The 22,227-nt window shown below is 32.8% G+C and carries 28 protein-coding genes; 7 read left to right on the top strand and 21 right to left on the bottom strand.

The features are described 5' to 3' along the window. Window positions 1-2: 2 nt before the first annotated feature. The 20 genes from AC1EU5_RS10890 to AC1EU5_RS10985 all read right to left on the bottom strand — a co-directional run bounded on the left by AC1EU5_RS10890 (window position 3) and on the right by AC1EU5_RS10985 (window position 14,378). A complete protein-coding gene (locus AC1EU5_RS10890; protein ID WP_480192417.1) occupies window positions 3-287 on the bottom strand; it encodes a DUF6958 family protein in 285 nt (94 codons plus the stop codon). Continuing rightward, window positions 277-852 (bottom strand): hypothetical protein, encoded by a 576-nt coding sequence (locus AC1EU5_RS10895; protein WP_480192418.1) that lies wholly within the window; start codon window positions 850-852, stop codon window positions 277-279. Before AC1EU5_RS10895 ends, AC1EU5_RS10890 begins: the two co-directional genes overlap by 11 nt. 15 nt (window positions 853-867) lie before the next feature. Next, window positions 868-1,380: a hypothetical protein gene (locus AC1EU5_RS10900; protein ID WP_480192419.1), complete on the bottom strand. Its 513-nt coding sequence runs from the start codon at window positions 1,378-1,380 to the stop codon at window positions 868-870. 196 nt (window positions 1,381-1,576) lie between these two features. Then, on the bottom strand, window positions 1,577-2,050 hold the full coding sequence (locus AC1EU5_RS10905; protein WP_480192420.1) for a nuclear transport factor 2 family protein: 474 nt from the start codon (window positions 2,048-2,050) through the stop codon (window positions 1,577-1,579). Between the two features lie 4 nt (window positions 2,051-2,054). Beyond that, window positions 2,055-2,504 carry a nuclear transport factor 2 family protein gene (locus tag AC1EU5_RS10910; protein WP_480192421.1) on the bottom strand — a complete coding sequence of 150 codons (450 nt, stop codon included), beginning with the start codon at window positions 2,502-2,504 and terminating at the stop codon, window positions 2,055-2,057. A gap of 11 nt (window positions 2,505-2,515) precedes the next feature. Further along, the gene (locus AC1EU5_RS10915) at window positions 2,516-3,610 is read right to left on the bottom strand and encodes a pyridoxal phosphate-dependent aminotransferase (protein ID WP_480192422.1); all 1,095 of its coding nucleotides are present in this window, start codon (window positions 3,608-3,610) and stop codon (window positions 2,516-2,518) included. A gap of 131 nt (window positions 3,611-3,741) precedes the next feature. Continuing rightward, window positions 3,742-4,479 carry a LytR/AlgR family response regulator transcription factor gene (locus AC1EU5_RS10920; RefSeq protein ID WP_480192423.1) on the bottom strand — a complete coding sequence of 246 codons (738 nt, stop codon included), beginning with the start codon at window positions 4,477-4,479 and terminating at the stop codon, window positions 3,742-3,744. After that, on the bottom strand, window positions 4,449-5,285 hold the full coding sequence (locus AC1EU5_RS10925; protein WP_480192424.1) for a sensor histidine kinase: 837 nt from the start codon (window positions 5,283-5,285) through the stop codon (window positions 4,449-4,451). The genes AC1EU5_RS10920 and AC1EU5_RS10925 overlap by 31 nt, the downstream gene beginning before the upstream one ends. A 436-nt stretch (window positions 5,286-5,721) precedes the next feature. Beyond that, a complete protein-coding gene (locus AC1EU5_RS10930; protein ID WP_480192425.1) occupies window positions 5,722-5,817 on the bottom strand; it encodes a hypothetical protein in 96 nt (31 codons plus the stop codon). Window positions 5,818-6,014: 197 nt separating this feature from the next. Beyond that, entirely contained in the window at window positions 6,015-6,755 is a 741-nt protein-coding gene (locus AC1EU5_RS10935) for a DUF2268 domain-containing putative Zn-dependent protease (protein WP_480192426.1), read from the bottom strand. 11 nt (window positions 6,756-6,766) lie between these two features. Then, complete coding sequence (locus AC1EU5_RS10940; protein ID WP_480192427.1) at window positions 6,767-7,336, bottom strand: hypothetical protein; 570 nt, start codon at window positions 7,334-7,336, stop codon at window positions 6,767-6,769. Window positions 7,337-7,420: 84 nt separating this feature from the next. After that, window positions 7,421-7,978 (bottom strand): helix-turn-helix domain-containing protein, encoded by a 558-nt coding sequence (locus tag AC1EU5_RS10945; protein WP_480192428.1) that lies wholly within the window; start codon window positions 7,976-7,978, stop codon window positions 7,421-7,423. Window positions 7,979-8,629: 651 nt separating this feature from the next. Then, window positions 8,630-9,532: a DUF5777 family beta-barrel protein gene (locus AC1EU5_RS10950; RefSeq protein WP_480192429.1), complete on the bottom strand. Its 903-nt coding sequence runs from the start codon at window positions 9,530-9,532 to the stop codon at window positions 8,630-8,632. Further along, window positions 9,522-10,064, bottom strand: coding sequence for a YceI family protein (locus AC1EU5_RS10955; protein ID WP_480192430.1), 543 nt, complete (start codon window positions 10,062-10,064; stop codon window positions 9,522-9,524). Before AC1EU5_RS10955 ends, AC1EU5_RS10950 begins: the two co-directional genes overlap by 11 nt. A 4-nt stretch (window positions 10,065-10,068) precedes the next feature. After that, on the bottom strand, window positions 10,069-10,494 hold the full coding sequence (locus AC1EU5_RS10960; RefSeq protein ID WP_480192431.1) for an OB-fold protein: 426 nt from the start codon (window positions 10,492-10,494) through the stop codon (window positions 10,069-10,071). Between the two features lie 95 nt (window positions 10,495-10,589). Next, entirely contained in the window at window positions 10,590-11,774 is a 1,185-nt protein-coding gene (locus AC1EU5_RS10965; protein ID WP_480192432.1) for a hypothetical protein, read from the bottom strand. Window positions 11,775-12,168: 394 nt separating this feature from the next. Further along, on the bottom strand, window positions 12,169-13,017 hold the full coding sequence (locus AC1EU5_RS10970; RefSeq protein WP_480192433.1) for a DUF5777 family beta-barrel protein: 849 nt from the start codon (window positions 13,015-13,017) through the stop codon (window positions 12,169-12,171). Between the two features lie 22 nt (window positions 13,018-13,039). After that, entirely contained in the window at window positions 13,040-13,429 is a 390-nt protein-coding gene (locus tag AC1EU5_RS10975) for a hypothetical protein (RefSeq protein WP_480192434.1), read from the bottom strand. After that, window positions 13,426-13,995 (bottom strand): YceI family protein, encoded by a 570-nt coding sequence (locus AC1EU5_RS10980; protein WP_480192435.1) that lies wholly within the window; start codon window positions 13,993-13,995, stop codon window positions 13,426-13,428. The genes AC1EU5_RS10975 and AC1EU5_RS10980 overlap by 4 nt, the downstream gene beginning before the upstream one ends. Before the next feature lie 17 nt (window positions 13,996-14,012). After that, window positions 14,013-14,378 (bottom strand): cytochrome c, encoded by a 366-nt coding sequence (locus tag AC1EU5_RS10985; protein WP_480192436.1) that lies wholly within the window; start codon window positions 14,376-14,378, stop codon window positions 14,013-14,015. 262 nt (window positions 14,379-14,640) lie between these two features. Here AC1EU5_RS10985 and AC1EU5_RS10990 point away from each other — a divergent pair, with 262 nt between their 5' ends. The 5 genes from AC1EU5_RS10990 to folE all read left to right on the top strand — a co-directional run bounded on the left by AC1EU5_RS10990 (window position 14,641) and on the right by folE (window position 19,431). Continuing rightward, the gene (locus tag AC1EU5_RS10990) at window positions 14,641-15,750 is read left to right on the top strand and encodes a LytTR family transcriptional regulator DNA-binding domain-containing protein (RefSeq protein WP_480192437.1); all 1,110 of its coding nucleotides are present in this window, start codon (window positions 14,641-14,643) and stop codon (window positions 15,748-15,750) included. A gap of 91 nt (window positions 15,751-15,841) precedes the next feature. Continuing rightward, window positions 15,842-16,549 carry a Bax inhibitor-1/YccA family protein gene (locus tag AC1EU5_RS10995; protein WP_480192438.1) on the top strand — a complete coding sequence of 236 codons (708 nt, stop codon included), beginning with the start codon at window positions 15,842-15,844 and terminating at the stop codon, window positions 16,547-16,549. A gap of 187 nt (window positions 16,550-16,736) precedes the next feature. Then, window positions 16,737-17,315 carry a DUF4126 domain-containing protein gene (locus tag AC1EU5_RS11000; RefSeq protein WP_480192439.1) on the top strand — a complete coding sequence of 193 codons (579 nt, stop codon included), beginning with the start codon at window positions 16,737-16,739 and terminating at the stop codon, window positions 17,313-17,315. A 34-nt stretch (window positions 17,316-17,349) separates the two neighbouring features. Next, window positions 17,350-18,723: a histidine--tRNA ligase gene (gene hisS / locus AC1EU5_RS11005; protein WP_480192440.1), complete on the top strand. Its 1,374-nt coding sequence runs from the start codon at window positions 17,350-17,352 to the stop codon at window positions 18,721-18,723. Window positions 18,724-18,744: 21 nt separating this feature from the next. Then, a complete protein-coding gene (gene folE, locus AC1EU5_RS11010) occupies window positions 18,745-19,431 on the top strand; it encodes a GTP cyclohydrolase I FolE (protein ID WP_480192441.1) in 687 nt (228 codons plus the stop codon). A gap of 66 nt (window positions 19,432-19,497) precedes the next feature. Here the strand turns inward: folE and AC1EU5_RS11015 are convergent, their stop codons facing one another. After that, window positions 19,498-20,550: an acyl-CoA reductase gene (locus AC1EU5_RS11015; RefSeq protein ID WP_480192442.1), complete on the bottom strand. Its 1,053-nt coding sequence runs from the start codon at window positions 20,548-20,550 to the stop codon at window positions 19,498-19,500. A 71-nt stretch (window positions 20,551-20,621) separates the two neighbouring features. Between AC1EU5_RS11015 and AC1EU5_RS11020 the strand changes: the two genes are divergently transcribed. Together AC1EU5_RS11020 and ychF are read left to right on the top strand one after the other, a co-directional pair. Beyond that, complete coding sequence (locus tag AC1EU5_RS11020; RefSeq protein ID WP_480192443.1) at window positions 20,622-20,975, top strand: 4Fe-4S dicluster domain-containing protein; 354 nt, start codon at window positions 20,622-20,624, stop codon at window positions 20,973-20,975. 104 nt (window positions 20,976-21,079) lie between these two features. Beyond that, window positions 21,080-22,171, top strand: coding sequence for a redox-regulated ATPase YchF (ychF, locus tag AC1EU5_RS11025; RefSeq protein WP_480192444.1), 1,092 nt, complete (start codon window positions 21,080-21,082; stop codon window positions 22,169-22,171). The last annotated feature ends 56 nt before the right edge of the window (window positions 22,172-22,227 follow it).

A 22,227-nucleotide genomic window follows, 5' to 3' on the forward strand; every position in this document is an offset into this window, starting at 1 on the left:
AATTATTTCATTCTTAATTTATGAGGACTCGTTTTCGGAATTCTTTCAATAATACCTCTTGCTTCTAAATCGAGTTTAACAGATACGATATACCAGGTTACTTTTCCGTCAAATGATTTGGTAAGTTCTTTTACTGCTAAATCATCTAATTTTTCATAAGTTATTTCACTATGCTTTTTAATGGTTTTTACAACAAAGTCTTTGATAAAATCATACCGTCGTTTTAATATGTTTACTCCTTTTTTTCCTTGCGGATGTAAGGTCATTATGCGTTCTTCAGTTTTCATGTTTATAGTTTTTAAAAGTGTATAAGCCAAATAAAAAACCCAAGAGTGCAAATGAGACGAGTTTATCAATAACATTAGCTAATGTGTAATCTAGTGGGAAGAGATGCCAATTCATCTGCCCAAAATCATTAATCAGAATTAATAGTAGGGCGATGAGCATACAGAGAATTAGTATTGGCTTAAATTGATGTTGTTTTGTTTTTATTAAGATAAATAGAAGCGTGATGACGGTTAATAGATTAATAACTCCACTCCATAAAAATTGAGAAGGCTCGAAAAAATTAGTTGAACCTTTTTTATACACCATTAATGTAATTCTTGGACCTGCTTTGAGTTTGGATTCTATTTTATCCATACTTTCAGGTGCATTAGTCTCTGGCAATCCTGGATAATGGTAAACACCATCTTTTAATAGGGTATTTTGCAAATGGCTCATGTCTATAGCATTATCTGGGATGTTAGACAAGGAATTGCTATGAAAGGGAAGAACCATCCAAGAGAGTGCGTTCCACATAAACAATATTAAAGTCCCGAGCAGTATTGATATAATTATTCTATTTTTCATTTGTTATTAATTGAGTTATTCTTTATCAAGTGTCATTTCAAAAAATTGAAACCAATTTTCACCTTGTTTGTATTCACCTTTTTCATACCACTGGTGGTGTTCATTAATCCAAATAATAAAGCGGGAATATTCATTAGGATACCAGTAAAATTTCCCTCCTTTTAATTCTGCTCTAAATTTGTTGTTAACACCAGTTTGTAAGTAGGAATGAAATGAAAAATCATCATCCTTTTTATTATAAGAGATAATAGCCATAGCGTTATGGATTATTTTACCATTTACTTTTCCCGTGCCCTCTATCAAGATTGTGGTGCTATCTAGTTTAAATTGCACCACCTCAGTTTGGTTAAATGTGTTCTTTTTTCCTTCCCTATCCATCATCCAACCAGAACCTTTCCAATTGCCTACTAAGAATTCAAGTTGAGACACTTTGGCTTTTGAAATAGAATCTGATTTAATATTTTGAGAGAAGTTATGTTGAAAAATTAAGGTTGATATAATTGCTAATGCTATTTTTTTATATGACATATTTAAGTTTTTGTAATAAGAGTAGATATAAATAACACATCCAACCAAATATTAATCCTAATAATATATTTTGACTGTATGTGCTTTTATTTTAAAACTAAATGTTTGATGTTTTGAAAGTCGCTCTAAAAGCGAAAAAAGGGTTTCATAAAATTATATGCTACCCTTTTTCTGCAATTCTTAGTCTTTTGCCAATTTATTTCTCTTGAGAATGAGCAATGGGCGAACTATGGGTGCTTATTGCCCTTACCTCTCCGTTCTTTTTAACAAAAGCATCTGTGAACCTTAATGAAACTCTGGTAGTGTCTTGATTTTTCACAAATATCAATTCTTCTCTTCCTGTAACTAAAGCCATGTCTCCATATGTTCTAACAATCGTATCCTTAAGTATAATATGTTTTAAGGTGGTTTCTCCAGGAGTCATTCCACTCAAAGCTTTCTTCTTATTTGTAGTGCTTCCATCATCTGAACCAGAGTACATCCAAGTACTATCTAAAACATTATTAATAATTGAAGCGTCATTTTCAAGCATACCCTTAGCCCATTTCGCCATTGTATTGTGAACTTCCTGTTTTGTAATGAAATGTTGTGATAGTAATTCATTTTTTTTAGCTTTATTACATGATATAGTTATAAAGAATAGCATTATCAAAAAAGATGGTTTTTTCATCATTTTATTTTTTTGGAAAAAGTTCTTTCAAGGATCTTCCTTGAAAAATCTTACTAACAATCTTCCATTCTCCATCAATTTTCAATAGATTCATGTAGTCAACCATTATATAATCAGGGAAAATAATTTCTAGTCGCGCATTTGCGGCAGTACCTACTATGTTTATTTGAGAGATGTTGGTTTTTCTATTTGATTTTGGTTCGGGCTTCATAGCTTTTTCAAAAAACTCAAGTGCATTCACTTCTTTATAACCGTCATCCGAAACGTGTTTCATCATAGCATTTTTATGAAAGGCCTTTTTTAAAGTATCAAAATCATTGTTGGTTCCACCATCCAAATAATAATTTAGAGTTGTAGATATCGCTTTATATTCTTCCTCAATAGATTGTCCAAATCCGGTTACTGAAATTAAGCATAGTAAACAAGTGGTAATAGTAATTCTAATAGTTTTCATAATTTATAATTTTAGGTCCATATTGATTTTGCAACTTCTATAAAGCGCTTCATTGTTTCTTTTTTACCTATTGTTACTCGCATCCAAGTACCCCCATCTATCTCTCCTGCACCTACTACAATATTTTTTTTAGCATAAATGTCACTAAGATTTCCTTTGAAGGGGTCACATTTGAACCAGATAAAATTACCATATGGCTCTACACAATATCGATTAAGCTTACGTAATTGGTTCAGTGTATAATTACGATTCTCAAGATTTTTTAATCTGGATGTTTCAATGAAACTGGAATCATTTAAACTGGCTATTGCTGCTGCTATCCCTAAGTTACTTAGATTGGCTCCTGCCCAAGCCTGATAATTTTTAATTGTCTTAGTCAGTTTTGGGTTTGCAAATGCATATCCTACACGCATACCAGCTAGACCGTATATCTTTGAGAATGTTCTTACGACTATAATCTTAGGGTTGTCTTTTATAAGATGCACCACACTTTCATTATTTGCGACATACTCTATATAGGCCTCGTCTACAATAATGTAAGAATGCTTAGAAACACGTTTACAGAAATCTAGTAGGTCTTGATAATTTGTTTTTTCTCCCGTTGGATTGTTTGGATTTACCAAGTAAACTACTCCAGGGTTTTTGTTAGAAAGCTTTTCAATATCGTGTAAATCTATTCCCTTTTGGTTCGTTACTTTTGCCCTAGTAATTTGTCCGCTAAATCGCTTAATATACATCGGCAGAACATCAAAAGTAAGTTCTGAAGTAGTAAGATGTAGTTTTTCACGTACACACCAGCAAGCTAAAATCTGCAATAAATCTGACGATCCTGCTCCCAGAATTACAGACTCTAAATCTATATCGAATTTCTTTGCAAGTTTATCAGTAAGTTGTTCACGCAAATCGTTGGGATAGCGATTTCCATTGAAAATGTTTTCTGTTATGGCTTTACGAGCTTTAACCGAAGGACCATAAGGGTTTTCGTTTGAGCTTAACTTAACCATCTTTATTGCCCTATTTATTTCAGCACTAAAAACATCCGTTGGTTTCAATAATATTGCAGAACCAATCAACATAGATGAAGAAATCCATTTTCGCCGATTCATGTAACAAGTAGTTTAATTTGCAATACAAGAAACAAGCAGTTTCTCTTTACATGAAGCAAAACCTTTTAAAAAGTTGATAGAGCATTTGAAGTGTTATTAAAGAAGAGAACAAGGCGGTTATAAAGAACTTATTAAGCCTCAGAATGTCCTATATCTTTAATTAAATTTTTACGCATACTTCGGCTTACCGGAACCTTTTTTCCAGAGGATAATTGGATATCATAGGCATTCGTTTTTCTTTTGATAATGGATTTTAGATGATCTAACGGTATAACATAAGATTTATGGACTCTTACAAACCTAGAGGATAATAATTTTAATAATTGGTTCATTGGTTTGTCGTAAACTTTAACAGAACCATCAAGTAATATCAATTCAGAATAAATACCGGCTGCTTTTATGTAATCGATACTATCGGTTGATACGAATTCAACTCCTTTTCTACTTTTTATGGCAATATATTTTAACTTTAAACCTTTGGATATAGTGTTATTACTAAAACGATCAATTGCCAATTGTAATCTATCAATGGTAAAAGGCTTACCAACAAAGTCCAGCACACCATATTCAAAAGCTTCAATAGCTTTGTCTATATAAGCAGATACGATTATCGTATAAAATGATTCTGCAGTCAGCTTTTTCAAAATTTCAAAACCATTCTTGCCATGAAGATTAAGGTCAAGAAAAAGAAGATCAATCTTATGTCGAGAACAAAATTCAAAACACTGATTTACAGTAGAAACTGTGTGTATTTCCGAAGGGAAATCAACAACTTCACTGATAAACCTATAAAGTCTATCGGCAATTAGCTTTTCATCTTCGCAAATGAGTATTTTTTTTAACTCCATACGGTTATTATTGATAGCCATCCCGAAGAGTCTGGATATGATTCAAATTTAAAATTATCGCCATATGATTCCTTTAGTCTTGAAACTACGTAATTGAAACCCATACCATGCTTTTTAGGTTGTTCTGTTACTTCCCCATCATTAAAGATTGAGTAGACCTTTGAATTATCTTTTACTTGTTTAGAAATATTGAATACTCCTTTTTCTCGGTTTTCGTAACCATGGGATATGCCGTTTTCTATGAGTGTTAGAAATACACCTGGAGGAATTTCATCGGCATCTGAAATGTTTTCAGTCTTTAATTCAAACTTGATGTTTTTCCGAACACTCATAATACCTATATAAGAAGATATAAGTTCTATTTCATCCTTAACAGAAATAAGATTTTGGTCGCTAATTTTAGCAAAAAGCTCAAATTCTTTTGATAAATCTTGCACAAAATTTGAGGCCTTGATAGGATAGGTTTCTATTAGTTCTTGCAATGATGTCAATGAGTTTAATATAAAATGCGGTTGAATTGTGGTTTTCAACAATTGATTCTCTAGTCTTGAAGATCGTAAAAGGGCATTTTGATATTCTTTGTTTTTAGCTGATAATTCTAAACTAGAATAAAGTACCATACATAGAATAAGGAAAATAGCGCCAACAAAATATCCGTAATTCAATAAATTTTGCCATCCCAACCAAACACAAAAGACAAAACCTAAAATACCAAATAAAATTAAATAACCCTTTTTATTATATACTACTACATATATACTTTGTATCAATGCAACTAGCAGACTTAACTTAATATATTGTAATTCTTCAACAAAAAAGAAGAACATTATAGATATTACTGCATACGTTATTATGAACCATTTTTTATAGGGTATAGAAAAATAATGTGAAAGAAATATGCTTAATGATAGCATTCCAAATATAACTGATAAATAGACCAGCTGATAAGCGTTTAAATTCAATAAAGGCAAAAGGACTTGCTCATTAGGATAAGTCTTAAGATATATTTTAAAACAATGAAATAGACAATAAAAGGCAAAGAACAAGTATGATAGTTTTTTGCCAAAACCGAAATATAGAGCAACATTAAAACACGCTGCGGTTACAAGAATAGAAACAATAATTAGGGTGCTTTCATGTAGTGTGAAATCCATAGTAGTTGCCATAATTTATAAGAACAAATTACATTTATTTCGGTTGTTTAGAAACTTTCTTTTTAAAAGTTATATAAACTTTTAAAAGGTTATGATAAATAAATTAGCCTTATCTATTTGCATTCCTAAACTGACTAGGTGTACACGAATTATATTTTACAAAAGCCCTATTAAAAGTTGTTTTATTGTTAAAACCAGATTCCATAGCTATAGGAGAATGCTACTTTATCATTTATAATTTCGACATCGCGTAATCCTTCATTTATTTTAGTGTTAGAACCAATCCATTTTCTTCCTGTTGCACAGAGGATAGAATTAAAAAAAAGATTGTATATATTAGAAAAGAATGTTTCAATTTAATCAACTTTTTTAATCATGTAAATTGAAAATAATAATAGTTTATTATTGAATAAATGAACTTGCTGGTTCATCAAACAAAATTGAAGCTTTTTGATCTGGATTTTCGTCGATAAAGTCTTTCACAATCTTAAAACCAATAGAATAACCAGTCCATCGAGGTATATCTTGGTTGTTGCCGAAAAACCAATCTCCATGATTGTAAGAGTTCTCGCTCCATGTTTCACTAGCAGTATTTATCCAGGCCTCTAATTCACTTCCTGTAATTGCTATACTCCAAATTGGCGGGTCAACACCAGTAACCTCCATAGAAAAACAATCTGCTAATCCCTCTGAAACGATAGCTTCAATTAGGTTTGTGCCATAACCAACCGTACGTTGTCGTTTGGCGTGATGCATTTCATGTGCTAATATAGGAGCAAGCTCGGTAGCAATAGATTGTTCTAAATTAGAAAAGTTAGGATTTATATATAAAAGTATCTCGTTTCCATTTGGGTTAAAACCACCTATACCTATTTCTGGAATTACATTTGTTGTTGAAACATCTACTTTGATTGTTAAATTATCAATAGGCATTATTTCATTGACTAAAGAAATAATTTCCCTAGCTATCCCTTCAATGTTTTCTTTTACTTCATTTAATGTATTGATTTCTTCAAATAACAAAATGCTTCCGAAACCTATTTCTATTGTTGAATTTGAATTAGCTTCTTGTGAATCTTTTTCGGAAGAACAGCTTAACAGGAACAAAAGAATTGGAAAAATATATGTTTTTAAATTACGCATTCAATAACATACTATTCAATTTTACAAGTAAATGTACCTTCTGTAATCTCAATGGTTTCAGTACCTTGAAAACGTATCACTTCACTACAGTTAAAAACTCCACTAAGTACATCTCCATTTAGAGTTAAGGTTAACTGACATGGTGAAGAGTCTTCTTGATTGGAATATACCTTGTCGCCATCGTGCCAAAAGATATCCCAAAGCAATCCAGCTGGGCAAGGACGGTTCTGAGGATCTACAGGGGAGTATGTTCCTGCTCCCGCATAATTGCATATATCTATATCTATATGTGGACTATTTTCTCCATTAGAAGCTTTATCCCTTGCTAATCGAATCCACATATCACTTCCTGTTAACATGCAAAATATTAGATTATCGTCGCTATTATATGTTATTGCCTCATCATAGCCATCGCCTGTTAACTTAAAACTTGCAATAGCTGTAAATGTTTCCTCTGGCTGCTCTTCTTTTTTATCATCTGAAGAACAACCAATAATGCCTAACAGAAGTATTAGGACGAACATTGAATAAGATGAAAACTTATTCAGTGCAACACGTTTTTGATTCGATAAAACTTTCATAGAATTACAGATATACATTAAACGCCACCGAAACTATGAAAAAGGAATAGAGTTAAAGTTAATATTGATTAAAAACAGGTGTCATCAAATTATTTGTAGCCTGTTTTTCTTTCTAAACTCACTTGGCGTACAAGTATTATATTTCGCAAAAGCTCTATTAAAAGTAGTTTTATTTGTAAAACCAGATTCTAGAGCTACGGCCAGGATTTTAAGGTGGTCATATTCCGCATTTAGTAATAAGGTTTTACTATACTGAATTCTTTTTTTATTAATTAGATCATTAAACGATGTATTATATTCTTCGGAGAGTGTTTGAGAAATATGGTGTTTTTTCTCATCAATATTCTTAGCTAACTTTCCTAAACTTAATTCCTGGTCTTTAATATTATCTAAATCTAATAAGTAATTCTCAATCTTATTAAAAATTCTATTTTTCTGTATTTCATCAAGCGTAGATTTTGAATATTTAATATTTATCTTCTCTAAAATATCTGGGTGAAAATATAACATATACCCGATAAATAATATTAATGTTGAGGCAACAACGTGGTATGCTATAAAGTACTTAAACTGTAAAAAAGAAGCATAAAAACTAGCTTGTAAAAATGCTGATATCATATAAATAAACAGAATAGTAAACATGTAGCTTTTTAATTTTGAAGTTAATTTTTTTGTACCCTTCTTAACCGTATAGAAAATCACTGCGCCGTAGGACAAAATGTGAACTACTTTTATATAATTAACTGGAACTATTAATTCATGCAAATTCTTTCTTATATATAAAATTCTCTGTTCACCGGTCATTGAAAAAAGATAGATGGTTACAATGGTCAAAGCAAAGAACGGAATAAGATGTAGTAGAGATATAGAGGTGATTTTTCCCTTGGGGTTGGTCAAAAATTTAAAATGGAATAAAAGGGCTGGGCCAAATAAAAAAGAAAGTGGAAAGGTAATCATGAAGAACCGAGGGTATAATTGAAGTATACCGCTGGTTTCATATAAAAAACTCAATTGTTTTAAAGTAAAGACCAGTATAAAAATTGCGAGTAATACATTGGTCTTTCTGGGCTTTTGAAATATCAAGCCGCCTGTCACAATAAATCCGAAGATTATGTATAAGAACAATATATACCTTAAAATTTCCATTTAAAACCCCTAATCCATTGTCTTTAATTTGTCACTGGACAAATTTAACACAAATAAAAAATTCTCAGGCAAGCTTACTTTTTTTATTTAAGGTAGTGTTGAAATTTATAATTTTATCAGTTGTGAGCATTTCCAAAATAACTAAAACTACTTCTTACGTTTAAGTTTATTCTTAAGATGAAAAGTATACGTAAAATTGAAACCAAAGTTTAGATTAGGGTTTTTGAAATTGAAATTATTTCTAGTTTGAGTAATAAAAGCATCTTCAACCATACTTACTGCATTAGTAAGCATAAATTGTAACATGACGTCGCTTTGTTCCCAATTAACACCAATAGAAAATGGCCCATAGGTATCAAATGATTTTACAGGATTGGCAACATAATAATACTCAGAAACAAACGAAACATGCCCACCTAGTTTGTATCTCCCTCCAAAACCAACAGCGAAGTGATCCTGTGGATCATCTTCTTGAGATACTTGCCCTCTATGTATATATGTAGGTGAAATTTGAAGAGAGAATTTAGGTGAAATTTTCTTAGCTATTAATACTTGAGAAGTAAAAGAAAATCTATTTGAAGCATCTGAATTATATCTTGACCCAGATAATCTTTCACTAAAATAACTTGTGTTTTGAAATAGTGAAATACTCAAAGGTGATCCTTTGCCGCCAGTACGTTGCCTCACTAATTTATATTTTAAAAAACCATCAAACCTACCATCAAAAGTAGTACCTCCAACTCCTATCATTAGCCGATCAGAAATTCCGTATTCAAGCGCAATTCTAGCACTTAATTTATCCACAAAGAAGCTCTGAGAACGTTCTGAAGGAGTATTCCAAAACCTATTGGCTATGAATACATCTAATGTCCCATCTTTTCTTGTTTGTACAGATTGACCAAATGTGATTCTAGAAAACTTAAAGGTGGCTTCGGCATAATTTATTGTATCTGTTTGCTCCTTATCTAGTATACCAAGAAGATCTTGCGCCTTTAGTGAACTGAATACAAAGACCAAAAATGAAAAGAAAAATATTTTTTTAGTTATCATATGATTCATATTCAAAATTAAAATCTACCAAAATAGTTTTAGCAATATTCCCCTCTAGAAGAGGGGGTATTTTTATATTATAATCTTTTACTTGTGCTTCAAAAGAACCACTGACTATAAATTTTTCTTGTTGTTTTTCAATTTTAGTCTTTATTTCTAATTCTTTAGTTGCACCATGCATTGAAAAATTTCCTTTCACCATACGCGTTTGTACCCCTTCAAAGGTTGGGTCAAAATCAATGATCTGGCCTTCAAATGTTGCTTTAGGATAAATATCAGATTCTATATAGCTTTCATTAAAATGCTCACGCATCAATGCTTTTTCAAATACAAAGGCATTCATTAATACACTTACTGCAATTTTACCAGATGATAGATCAATGATGCTTAAAACTTGATTGTTTTCTGCTTTAATATTTTCTACGGGAGTATATGAAAAAAAGGATACTTTGCCTTGTCTTGCAATTACTTTATCAGATGCTTTCTGCACAAAGATTAAAGGGATTAGTAAGAAAATGAAGAGTTTATTCATAATTCTATTGAGAAATAACACAGTTTAAAAAAATGGCATCTGACAAAAAACCTTTAAATATTCCCTTTAGTTTAATCGTATCTTCTGGGTTAAGTTTTGAAACATATTCTTTTTGGTTATTCTGCATATCACAAATTATATAAGCACTTTTCTTGTAATTGTCTCCTAAAAGGATGGTGGTTCTATTATTAAGGTAGTTAATTTCTTTAATTACACCTTCAATTTCAACTATTTGTTCTGCCTTGATGATATTTTTATTCTCATTTTTTATTATCTCTATGACGGTTTTTGCATCTAATCTATGTGCAGGTTTATTATATGTTATGTCAATTACATCTGATTTTTTAAGGTAAGTGGTCTGTATAAAGAAAAAGGTTAATGAAGTAAATAAGATAACTAAAATTACTATATATAAACTATATTTTCTCAAGGCTTAATTTTAGTTAAACACATTTTTTTAAAATATGAACCTAGGGTTTAGATATCCCTAGGTTCAAAACTACTAAAAATTTAAACTTCTCTTTTTCAATTTTCTATATTAAAAGTTCCAGTCATAGAACCATGAAATTCACAATTATAGAATAGGATATCAGGAGCGTCATTAGGAACAGTAAAAGTGATGGTACCTTGTGCAGCTCCATTATTTATCACTCCATCATTAAATGCATCTCCAGTGCCAGTACCTTGTATTGATTTAATAATAAAAGGATGACCAGGAGTATCTACTACAAATTCATAGGTTTCACCTCTTTTTAATGTAATATCCGGGTTTGAAGTATTATTTAAACCTTCTCCGGTAAATAAATATGCAGATGCACCTTGGTTGCCTACGTTGTAAACAATAGATTGTGGTTCCTCTGCTTCCTCTGCAGGTTCTATATCCTGATTAAGGATTGGCCAAATACCAGCTACAGGAAATCCTACTCCAAAATTATCTCCTCTTTGTGTGTCTTGTCCAAAGAAATATAATGGCCAGCCTTTATAAGTAAGCTGTTGCCTTCCAAACACATCTATAGAACCAAAATCAGCTAAATTCAATACACTTGGTACATTTTCTAATGTTGCTTCAAAAATTGGCCATACGCCATTGTTTGAGAAATCATCTGCGGTGAAATTATTAACATTATTGGTGTCGTTTATAAAACTATATAATGTATTGCCTTCTGCATCTGTCATATAGAAAGTTTGTTCATCACCAGGAGTATACTCACTTGTAAGGTTGGTTTCATTGTCTTGCGCATCTCTACCTACCAATTGAGATTGCGCCATCATTACTGTATAATCTGGCTTTGCTACAAACCAAACACTTCCTGAACCATCGCCATTAATATCACCGGCAGCTACGTCGTTAGCAAAAAGGTAAAGAGGCCATCCTTTGAATGTTGTTTGCTGCGAACCATCATCACGTGTAATTGTGCCAAAATCACTAGCATTCAGGCCATTATCTAATGTTAATTGATCTGCAAAGAAAGCTGGCCAGGCATTTGCACAGTCACCATTACAATTTGAACTTGACTTGCTATCAGGAGAAAAGAAATAAAGAGTGAATCCTTCAGAGTTAGTTAACACATTTCCGAAGTTAGTATTGTTGTTTAATCTAACAGTATTATTTTCTACTGGTGGAGGATCAATAACATCTGGACTCGAATCATCACTGCTGCAACCTAGTAGCAGAATGAACATTAACGATAATAAAAATAAATTTTTCATGATTGTTTTTAATTAGTGTTTAAGTTATTATTCAATTGAATTAAAAATTATATATGGTATCCATCTTTTTTTTTGAAATCCATTATGCGCTCATTTTATGTGAATGATTTGTATTCGTTGAGCATTCACAAAATAGGGGTGCAAAGCTTGTTTCTCTAATCTGCTCTTCTTTTGGAGGATAGCCGATTGCGCTAAGGGTATTCAAAACTTCTGATACCTGATTCGCTCTGTCGAAATTGAAAACGATCAAAGAGTCTGATGGGTAGAGGTAAATATTCTTCACATTTTGCACTTCCATGATCTTATCTTTTATAGAGATTACACATTTTGCACAGAACGAATTTTGAACGAATATTCTAGCTAAACTTGTTTTCATAATTCATCGTTTTAGTATTTAAAAGACTCTAGAAAGGTTAAAGCCAAAGAATACATCACCATCTGTCCAATCTCCAGTAGCCTGTCCTAAAAAAGTATTGATATTCATAGGTTGCGCATTGGTAAAATGTAATTGGAACACATGTCCTCCTGTTTCCAGATCAAATCCTACAGAGAGTGGATTCCTAAAAGGGGAGTTTGAAGCGCGGTTCAGATGCAATCCGTAGTCAATATTTATAGACCATCTTTTGGTTAATTTATGTCTGCCTCCTATACCTATTGCAAATTGTGTATTGTCTTGCTCTTCTAGTGCTACCAGATTATCGTGAAATAATGTAGGTATTAACTGAATAGAAAAATTCTTATTTAACTTGCTCGATATAAGTGCTTGGGTAGAATAGCTGAGTCTATTTTCAAACTCCAATAGCGGAAGTTCATCCTTATCAAGGTTAGTATTTACCAAAACACTATTGAACAGTACCAATGTAAAAGGTAAACCACCTTTCTTTTGTCTTGCAAGACGAAGCTTTAAAGAGGCTTCATAAGTCTTTTGAAAAGAACTTCTTGACACTCCAATACTTACCCCATCTGTAATGCCATAAATAAGATTAAGTCTGGTAACAGCTTGATCCAAACCAAAAAAGTCTTCTATACCGGTTTTAACAGACCCAAACCTATGGGAAACTACAAAGTATAACTCTTTTTTGGAGACCATTTTAGTGGACTCAAAATTTACAATCTTAAGCCCTTTAAATGCTGCTGTTTCATAACCCTTTTCTATTGTAGAAGTATCAATTTCATTTAATAATTCATCTTGTGCAGCAACTAAAGATGGAAATACTAATAAAAAGAAGAGTAATTTTTTCATGTTAGTTATATTTTTAAGTTGATTATTTAACAATAGTTGCTTGGTCTATTTTCACTAGCTCAAGAAGATCATCATACCCTACGCACCTGCCTTTAATATCTACTTCATTGTCTACCGATAAAGTGTTTAAGTTCTCTACACTAAAATTTACTTGTACTTTGTCATCAAGTATTATAGAGCTCTGTTCTATAGATGTTACTTTGCCGTTTGTTTTGATTACCTTATCAATGTATTGTAAAGCTTCATTGGTATTGCTCATTAACTTGATTAACTGGTTAGGCTCTAGTTCAAAATCTACTTTCTCTTCAGCAATATTTCTATGGTCTTTGTAGATGTAATTGTATACTGAATACCCACCAATAAACATTACTATCAAGATGCCTAAAACGAGATATAACTTCTTTATTTTCATTTTTTTACGAGCTTAAAATCTAGGCTAACATGAACTTCTTTAGCAATTTTATTGCGTACAATTTTTGGAATCTCTATATCAAAATCTGATGGAGTTACTTTAAATTCACCAACCATTGAAATAGTGTCATCTACTTTATGAATTTTTAGTATGGTTTCTATTTCTTTTTGTTTGCCGCGTATTTCCAAAATTCCTTTAACAGTTACTTCGGTAGTAGTAGCACTAAAATCTTTATTGGGATTAAAATCTAATAGTGATCCTTTAAAAGTTGCTTTAGGATATATATTTGACTCTATATAATTCTCATTGAAATGCTCTTGCATCAGTGAATTCTTGAAACGAAATCCTTTCATTAATGCCAATGAAGCTATTTGATTGTTCTCTTCATTGTAGATGGCAGTAACTGATTTATTAGTAGCTTTTACTTCCTCAAAGAGTTTTTCTGAGGCTTCAAAGATTATGACTCCATTTTTGTCTAAATACTTGCTTTGAGCGAAGGAGAATGAAAATAATGCTATGCCAAGCCATGTAGCTATAAATAATATTTGTTTGTTTACTTTTTTCATATTAATTTCTTTTATAGTTATTCTTCTCTAAAGCCCTCTTCAATCCATTGCTCTACCACATCAATTGTAGCTTGTGGTAATCTACCTGATGGAGGCATTGCCCTTGGTTCACCAGTTTGCCTACTTATAGCTCTTAATAGCTGCCCATTTTGTGCACGTGTTAATACTTGTTCATAGTTGGTAAGGGGGAAAGGAGCGCCATTTTGAGTAGGGTCTGAGTGGCAGCCTAAACAATTATTACTAATAACCGATTGAATATTCGAGTTGTATGAGATTGGTCCTTCTTGGTCTACCATCTCTATGAGGTCACTTTCACTATCATTGCTACATCCTATGAGTAGCAACATGCCAAATAATAGAATGAGTTTGTCTGTTTTTCTCATATGTTTAAGCTTTGTATTTATTTTTTTGTTAGAACTTTTACGTTTATAGAACACCACAAAACAATCACTAAAAGCCAAGTTTTATGCAACAAACCTTTGTGAAAGGGAAAAATTAGTCTTGAAAAGGAATATTTAAATCTTAATGAAAAGCTATTAAGGTAAGTTTTGAGATAAATTAAATATTTACTCAAGAGGTCATCTCTTAGGATGATTCATAAATGATCTAATTCTTATCTTAGCTGAAACTTATTCTGGTCAATTAATGAGAAAAGATAGACTTTATTTTTTCACTTTTTTATCAATTACAATTATCTACAGCATTATTGCCAGTATTGCTTTTCGTTACTTGGTAAAAGAAAGCACATATCAATTGCTAGAAACACATTTAATATTTAGTAAGAAGGAAGCAAAATCTTTCGCCATTATATTAGGACAACAATTAGTACATGGTATTTCTAAGGATTCTTTAGTTAGTAGTATTCAAAAAAGTTTCAACGGTAGCGATGTTAGTATGGGTTTTTTGAGTATCTATGATTGGTCTGGTAAGGTTATAGCACATCCAGATATAAAAAATGTTGGCCTATTAGCTAGCACAAATAATTCATTTGTATCCTCAGTTAAGGATGATCTTACTGCTAAAAAATTTTATGATTTATTAAACGCTGAATTAAAAAAAACAACGTTAAATTCAGTTGAAGAGAATAAGTTAAGGTCAAAGGTTATTTCTCTTAATTCTGTACATAATTCTGATTGGTTATTGGCATCGCATGTAAGAATTGATAGTGTAGGTTTACAAATAAGTGACTTTAAAAGGCAGTTTTTAATTATTTTTCTGTTAATGGGTTTATTTGTTATAATAGCTTCTGTAGTTATTCTCCGTTTGCTTGGTAGTGCCTATGAGAAAAAGCTAGAGTTAAAGAAAGAGAAATTAGAAGACGAGGTAATTAACCTATCTAAATTAAATAGGGCAGTAGGAGATTATCAACAAAAAGTAATTCAACGAGAAACTATAGTTGAAGATGATTCTAGCTTTACTAAGAAACGGATCTTAACACATATTCGAAATGAGCTAGTTCCGGTGTCCATAGATATAATTTCTTATATCTATACAGAAAATACCATTACGTATGTAATTTGTATGGACGGCAAGCGCTCTACAACCAATTTAAGTTTGGATGAGCTTTTTGCACAATTAGATGACTCTTATTTTTTTAGAGCCAATAGACAATTTATTATTTCAATATCTAGTATTGATAAAATTGTAAAATATGGTAATAATCAACTTAAAATACTAGTCAAACCTGATTCAGAGTCTAGCATCATTATAAGTAAAAATAAAGCATCGCAATTCAAACAATGGTTGAATTCATAGTAAACCCTTAAAGAATATCCCTAGTAATTTTTCGTTTATAATTGTTATATAGTAGTAATCTATATAATAAACCAATTAATCAACGCTAAACATGGAAATTCAAAACCCACCTAACCTGCAACTGGTTGAAAATCTAAACACTGACGCTAGAGCTACATTTTATAGAAAAACATATACACATCTGGCCGGAGCTGTCTTGCTATTTATTTTTTTTGAGATTTTATTTTTTCAGATACCCGCAGTCGTCAATTTTGCCTTGTCTTTAACAGGAGGTTATAGTTGGCTATTGTTATTAGGTGGATTTATGTTTGTAACCAACTATGCTGAAAAAATGGCATTACGGTCAGATGATACCACAGTGCATTATGCCGGACTTGTATTATATGTTATAGCCGAAGCTTTTATATTCATACCGTTAATCTTTATTGCAATGAATATAGCTGCAGATGGTGGATTTAACTTATTATATCAGGCAGTAATTTTGACATTGTCTTTATTTACCGGACTTTCTGCAGTAGCATTTTTTACCAAAAAGGATTTTTCTTTCTTAAAGTCCATTTTGACTATTGGCTTTTTTATTGCCTTAGGGTTAATTATTGCAGGTACTGTTTTCGGATTTAATCTAGGATTGTGGTTTAGTGTAGGTATGGTAGTATTAGCTTCAGGTTCTATATTATACCAGACGTCAAACTTGGTTCATAATTATAATGAGAATCAATATGTAGCAGCAGCTTTAGGCTTATTTGCTTCATTAATGTTATTGTTCTGGTATATACTAAGTATTTTATCTAACGATTAATTCTATTCCCTTTATTTATATGTAAAGCTCTTTGTTTGCGCAAAGAGCTTTTTGTTTTTTGATCCTAAAATTCTATTTAAGAATATAAATACGCTTCTCGATACAATCCCCTTTGATTGATCACTCGAAGTGACGAAAATTTCTTATCTATTATTAAATTTAATTAACTATCATTGTATTTCGTACTATGGAAACCACCACAATTTTTAGTGTTTTATTGGGTATAGGCTTAGCTGCATCAGTTGGTTTTCGAGTTTTTGTACCTTTATTTGCCTTAAGTGTTGCTTCTTATTACAATATTATTCCGTTAAATGATAATTGGGAGTGGGTTGGGAGCATGCCTGCGATGGTTACATTAGGTATTGCCACAATTATTGAAATTATAGGGTATTTGATTCCTTGGTTTGATAATTTATTAGATACGATTGCAGTTCCCTTAGCAGCTGTTGCAGGAACGGCGGTAATGTTATCCACAGCAGCAGACCTAGACCCAGTTATTACTTGGGCACTTGCTATTATTGCTGGTGGTGGAACGGCCACAGCTATTAAAACATCTACATCTACAACACGACTCGCTTCAACAGCTACTACGGGAGGTGTAGCAAATCCAATAGTATCAACGGTAGAAACGGGTTCTTCCATTGTTATGGCTATTTTAGCCTTTGTGGCACCAGTATTTGCTATTGTATTAGTAATTATTGTTTTATGGTTGATGTTTAAAGTGTTTAAGTGGTTTAAACCTTCCAAAAAAGTAAGCGAAACGTAAATTATTTTCAGATATTTGCAGCCTAATTTGAGCAATGGCACAAAAACCCAGCATTCCAAAAGGTACGCGTGATTTTTCACCTACAGAAGTAGCAAAACGTTCATATATTTTTGAAACGATCAAAAAGTATTTTGAGCTGTTTGGATTTCAACCTATTGAAACGCCTAGTTTTGAAAATTCATCAACCTTAATGGGGAAGTATGGTGAAGAGGGTGACCGATTGATCTTTAAAATTTTAAACTCAGGAGATTTCTTAACCAAGGCTGATGATAACTTATTAAAAGATAAGAATAGTTTAAAAGTAACTTCTCAAATTTCTGAAAAAGCCCTACGTTACGATCTAACAGTTCCTTTTGCCCGCTATGTAGTACAGCACCAAAATGAGATTGTATTCCCTTTTAAACGTTACCAGATGCAGCCCGTATGGCGAGCGGACAGACCTCAAAAAGGGCGTTTTAGAGAGTTTTACCAATGTGACGCAGATGTGGTGGGTAGTAAATCATTAGTACAAGAGGTTGAATTTATCCAATTATATGATGCTATTTTTTCAGAGTTAAGAATAGCAACTACTATTAAACTAAATAATAGAAAAATTTTATCAGGTATAGCCCAGATCATTGGTGCACAAGATAAACTCATTGATTTTACAGTAGCGCTAGATAAGCTTGATAAAATAGGAGAGGAGGGTGTCATCAATGAAATGACTGCTAAAGGCATTTCTGAAGAGGCTATTAATAAAGTAAAACCATTGTTTAACCTCTCAGGCAGCAATACTAAGAAATTAGCGCAGTTGAAAACAATACTTTCTGATTCCGTCGAAGGAACCCAAGGTGTTGAAGAATTAGAGTTTGTATTGAATACAGTTGATGGTTTAGGACTAAAAACAGCAGATTTAGCATTAGACGTTACGCTAGCACGAGGCCTGAATTATTACACCGGAGCTATTTTTGAAGTAGTAGCAAAAGATGTGAAATTAGGCTCTATTGGTGGCGGTGGTCGTTATGATGACCTTACTGGGATTTTTGGACTCAAAGATGTGAGTGGTATAGGAATTTCATTTGGTTTAGATAGAATTTATCTTGTTTTAGAAGAATTAAATTTATTTAAACTATCAGTTAAATTACCGAAGCCTAAAGTGTTGTTTTTAAATTTTGGAACTCAAGAATCAATCTACTGTTTAGAAACAATGAAAGTACTCCGTGAAAATGGAATAAAAACTGAGGTATATCCCGATAGTACCAAGATCAAAAAGCAGATGAATTACGCCAACAGACGCCAAATTGAATATGTAGTTTTGGTAGGCGAGTCAGAATTAGAAACAAAAACATACACCTTAAAAAATATGAATTCAGGTGAGCAGATGAGTTGCAACCTTGAATCATTGATAGAAACGATGCAGAATTCGTAATTTTGCATAAAATTGAATAGGATGTTTGACGGAAAAAATGCGAAAGTGAACATAGATGAAATAGGAGACGACCATATAGCATCATCAGCTAAAACACCATTGCGAGATGATGCATTTGAACTATCTGATGATGAGAAGATACAAGCTATTGAAGAAGATGTAGCGCATATACTTCATAAATTGGGCATGGACCTCACGGATGATAGCTTAAAAGGCACACCAAGGCGTGTGGCTAAAATGTTTGTAAAGGAGTTGTTTGGCGGGTTAAACCCAAAAAGAAAGCCAAAGCCTTCTACTTTTGACAACAACTATAAGTATGGTGAAATGTTGGTAGAGAAGAACATTACCGTGTATTCTACCTGCGAACATCATTTATTGCCCATAGTAGGAAGAGCTCATGTAGCTTATATATCTAACGGCAATGTGATTGGTCTTTCTAAAATGAACCGTATTGTAGATTATTACGCAAAACGACCTCAAGTACAAGAACGCTTGACGATGCAAATCGTTCAGGAATTACAACAGGCTTTAGGTACTGAAGATGTAGCCTGTGTGATTGATGCCAAGCATTTATGCGTGAATTCAAGAGGTATTCGTGATGTTGCCAGTAGCACAGTGACATCGGAATTTGGTGGTAAGTTTAAAGAGAATGCCACCAAACGTGAGTTTTTAGACTATATCAAGTTAGATACTGAGTTTGGAGATTAGGTTTTGTCAAGCTGAATTTATTTCAGCTTCTCATCATGTCATTCTGAAACAAGTTCAGAATAACATTTAGAGATTAGATAAAAATGCCATCGTGTCTACACCGTCGGCATAATCGGCAAGTGAAGGCTGTTGTGTTTGGCCAAAGTCTACAGTATTCTCTAATTCATTACTCACTATACATTGAATTTGTTCCTTTTCGCGAATTAATTTTTGTTGTAATGCATTCAAATCATTGTAATACTCATAAAAGAGCGAGGCAATAGGTGAGGCATAACTGCTATCTTCTTTGAGCATGATGAATCCGTTTTCTAATAAATCGAACTCACTCATTAAATACACAGCCTTATTGTAATCATAGTTATTAGCGTACTTTGTATACTCTATAACATCTTTATAATTATAGAGGGTATTAAATAAGGCATCAAAATTATAATCTTTGGGTACAAACAATTTTGAAACACTTCGGCATCCCAAGCCAAAGTACCTAAAGATATCTTCACCGAGCCCCAACAATTCTTTTTCTGATTCATTTCCTGTTAAAACAGCAACACTGTTCCTGTTTTTCCTTATAATATGTGGATATTTCCCGAAATAATAATCAAAATACCGAGCAGTATTGTTACTACCAGTTGCAATTACCGCTTCAAAACCTTCTAGTTTTTCGTCTGTAAAAGAAATTTTGCCTTTAAAGTCAGTCGTTACATGCTCTAAATACTTAGCAATAAGAGGTAAAAAATGTTTATCATTAGAAGACTGCTTTACGATAATGCTGTGCCCAGAAATTAAAACAGATAAAAAATCGTGAAAACCTACCAAAGGAATATTTCCTGCCATGATCACGGCAATGGTCTTTGACTCCTTTGTTTTTTTATAGCTAGAGGCCCATTTTTCTAAATTATCTCTGGTTAGTTGCTCTGCCCATGACTCAAAAGCATGTAAAATATTATCCTCTGTAAACCAGCCATTATAGTCCTTAGCTCTTTTTAATTGCAATGAAAAAGCATCAAAAAACAAATCGTTGCATAGCGCGGCTTCATTTTTCTCAACCTCTGTTCTAGAAAATTGACTCAAAAATTTCCCTAATTCAACAAATCCGTCAATTCTGTTTTGTGCTAGCATTTATTATTTTTTATCCCAATAAATATCGGGATGTTTCTTATTTTTGCAGGAGCAAATTTAATGAATTTATTATGGCTATTATTATAACAGATGAATGTATAAACTGTGGTGCTTGTGAGCCTGAATGCCCTAATACTGCAATTTATGAGGGTGCTGATGACTGGCGTTATAAAGACGGTACATCGCTAGCAGGTAATGTGGTGTTACCTAATGGTAAAGCGGTTGATGCCGATGAGGCTCAGGAACCTGTTTCTGATGAAATTTACTATATAGTACCTGATAAATGTACTGAATGTAAAGGGTTTCATGAAGAGCCGCAATGTGCTGCGGTATGCCCTGTAGACTGTTGTGTGCCTGATGAGGATCACGTAGAAACGGAAGAAGAATTGCTTGGCAAGCAGCAATTTATGCACCCTGAAGATTAAGAATCAATGTTTTTTAAATAGAAATCTCAAATGAAAATTTGGGATTTTTTTATGCCTTTCCTTCACTGAGGAAACACTATATTTGCACCGCTAAAAATTAAAATATGAAAGCCGGAATTGTTGGATTGCCCAATGTAGGAAAATCAACCTTATTTAATTGTTTATCAAATGCTAAGGCACAAAGTGCAAACTTTCCATTTTGTACCATTGAGCCCAATATTGGTGTGGTAAATGTGCCCGATAAGCGTTTAGAAAAATTAGAAGAATTGGTGAATCCTGAAAAGGTGATTCCCGCCACGGTTGAGATCGTTGATATTGCTGGTTTGGTTAGAGGTGCAAGTAAAGGTGAAGGATTAGGAAATCAATTTCTAGCAAATATTCGCGAAACAGATGCTATTATTCATGTATTACGATGCTTTGACAATGATAATATTGTACATGTAGATGGTTCTGTTGACCCTATTCGCGATAAGGAAACGATTGATATTGAGCTACAACTAAAAGATTTAGAATCAGTTGAAAAGCGTTTAGAACGTGTTAAGAGAACTGCTAAAACAGGTAACAAAGAAGCGCAAGCTGAGCAAGGAGTATTAGAAAAAGTAAAAGCAGTGCTTGAAAGTGGTCAGTCTGTTCGTTCTATAGAGCGAACAGAAAAAGAAGCAGAGTTGATGCAGTCTATGCAATTTATAACAGATAAACCTGTATTGTATGTTTGTAATGTTGATGAAGCTTCGGCAAAGTCGGGTAACGCATATGTAGATCAAGTTAAAGCAACAATTAAAGATGAAAATGCTGAAATATTAGTCTTAGCAGTGGCAACGGAAGCTGATATTGCTGAGTTAGAGACTTATGAAGAGAAAGCCATGTTCTTAGATGATTTAGGCTTGGATGAGCCAGGTGTTTCAAAATTGATTAGATCGGCTTATAAGTTATTGAATCTACAAACATATTTTACAGCTGGTGAAAAAGAAGTGCGTGCCTGGACCATTCACATCGGTGATACGGCTCCACAAGCAGCTGGAGTTATTCACACAGATTTTGAAAAAGGATTTATACGTGCTGAGGTCATGAAGTATGATGATTTTGCGAGTTATGGAAGTGAATTAAAAGTAAAAGAAGCCGGAAAGTTATCTGTAGAAGGTAAGGAATATGTTGTTGCAGATGGTGATGTGATGCATTTTAGATTTAATGTATAAGTAGCTGGATGCTTGAAGTCAGAATTAGTAGGTCAATGATTTTCTGTCAGATTGAG

This window comes from Maritimimonas sp. 2405UD52-3, from assembly GCF_056591715.1.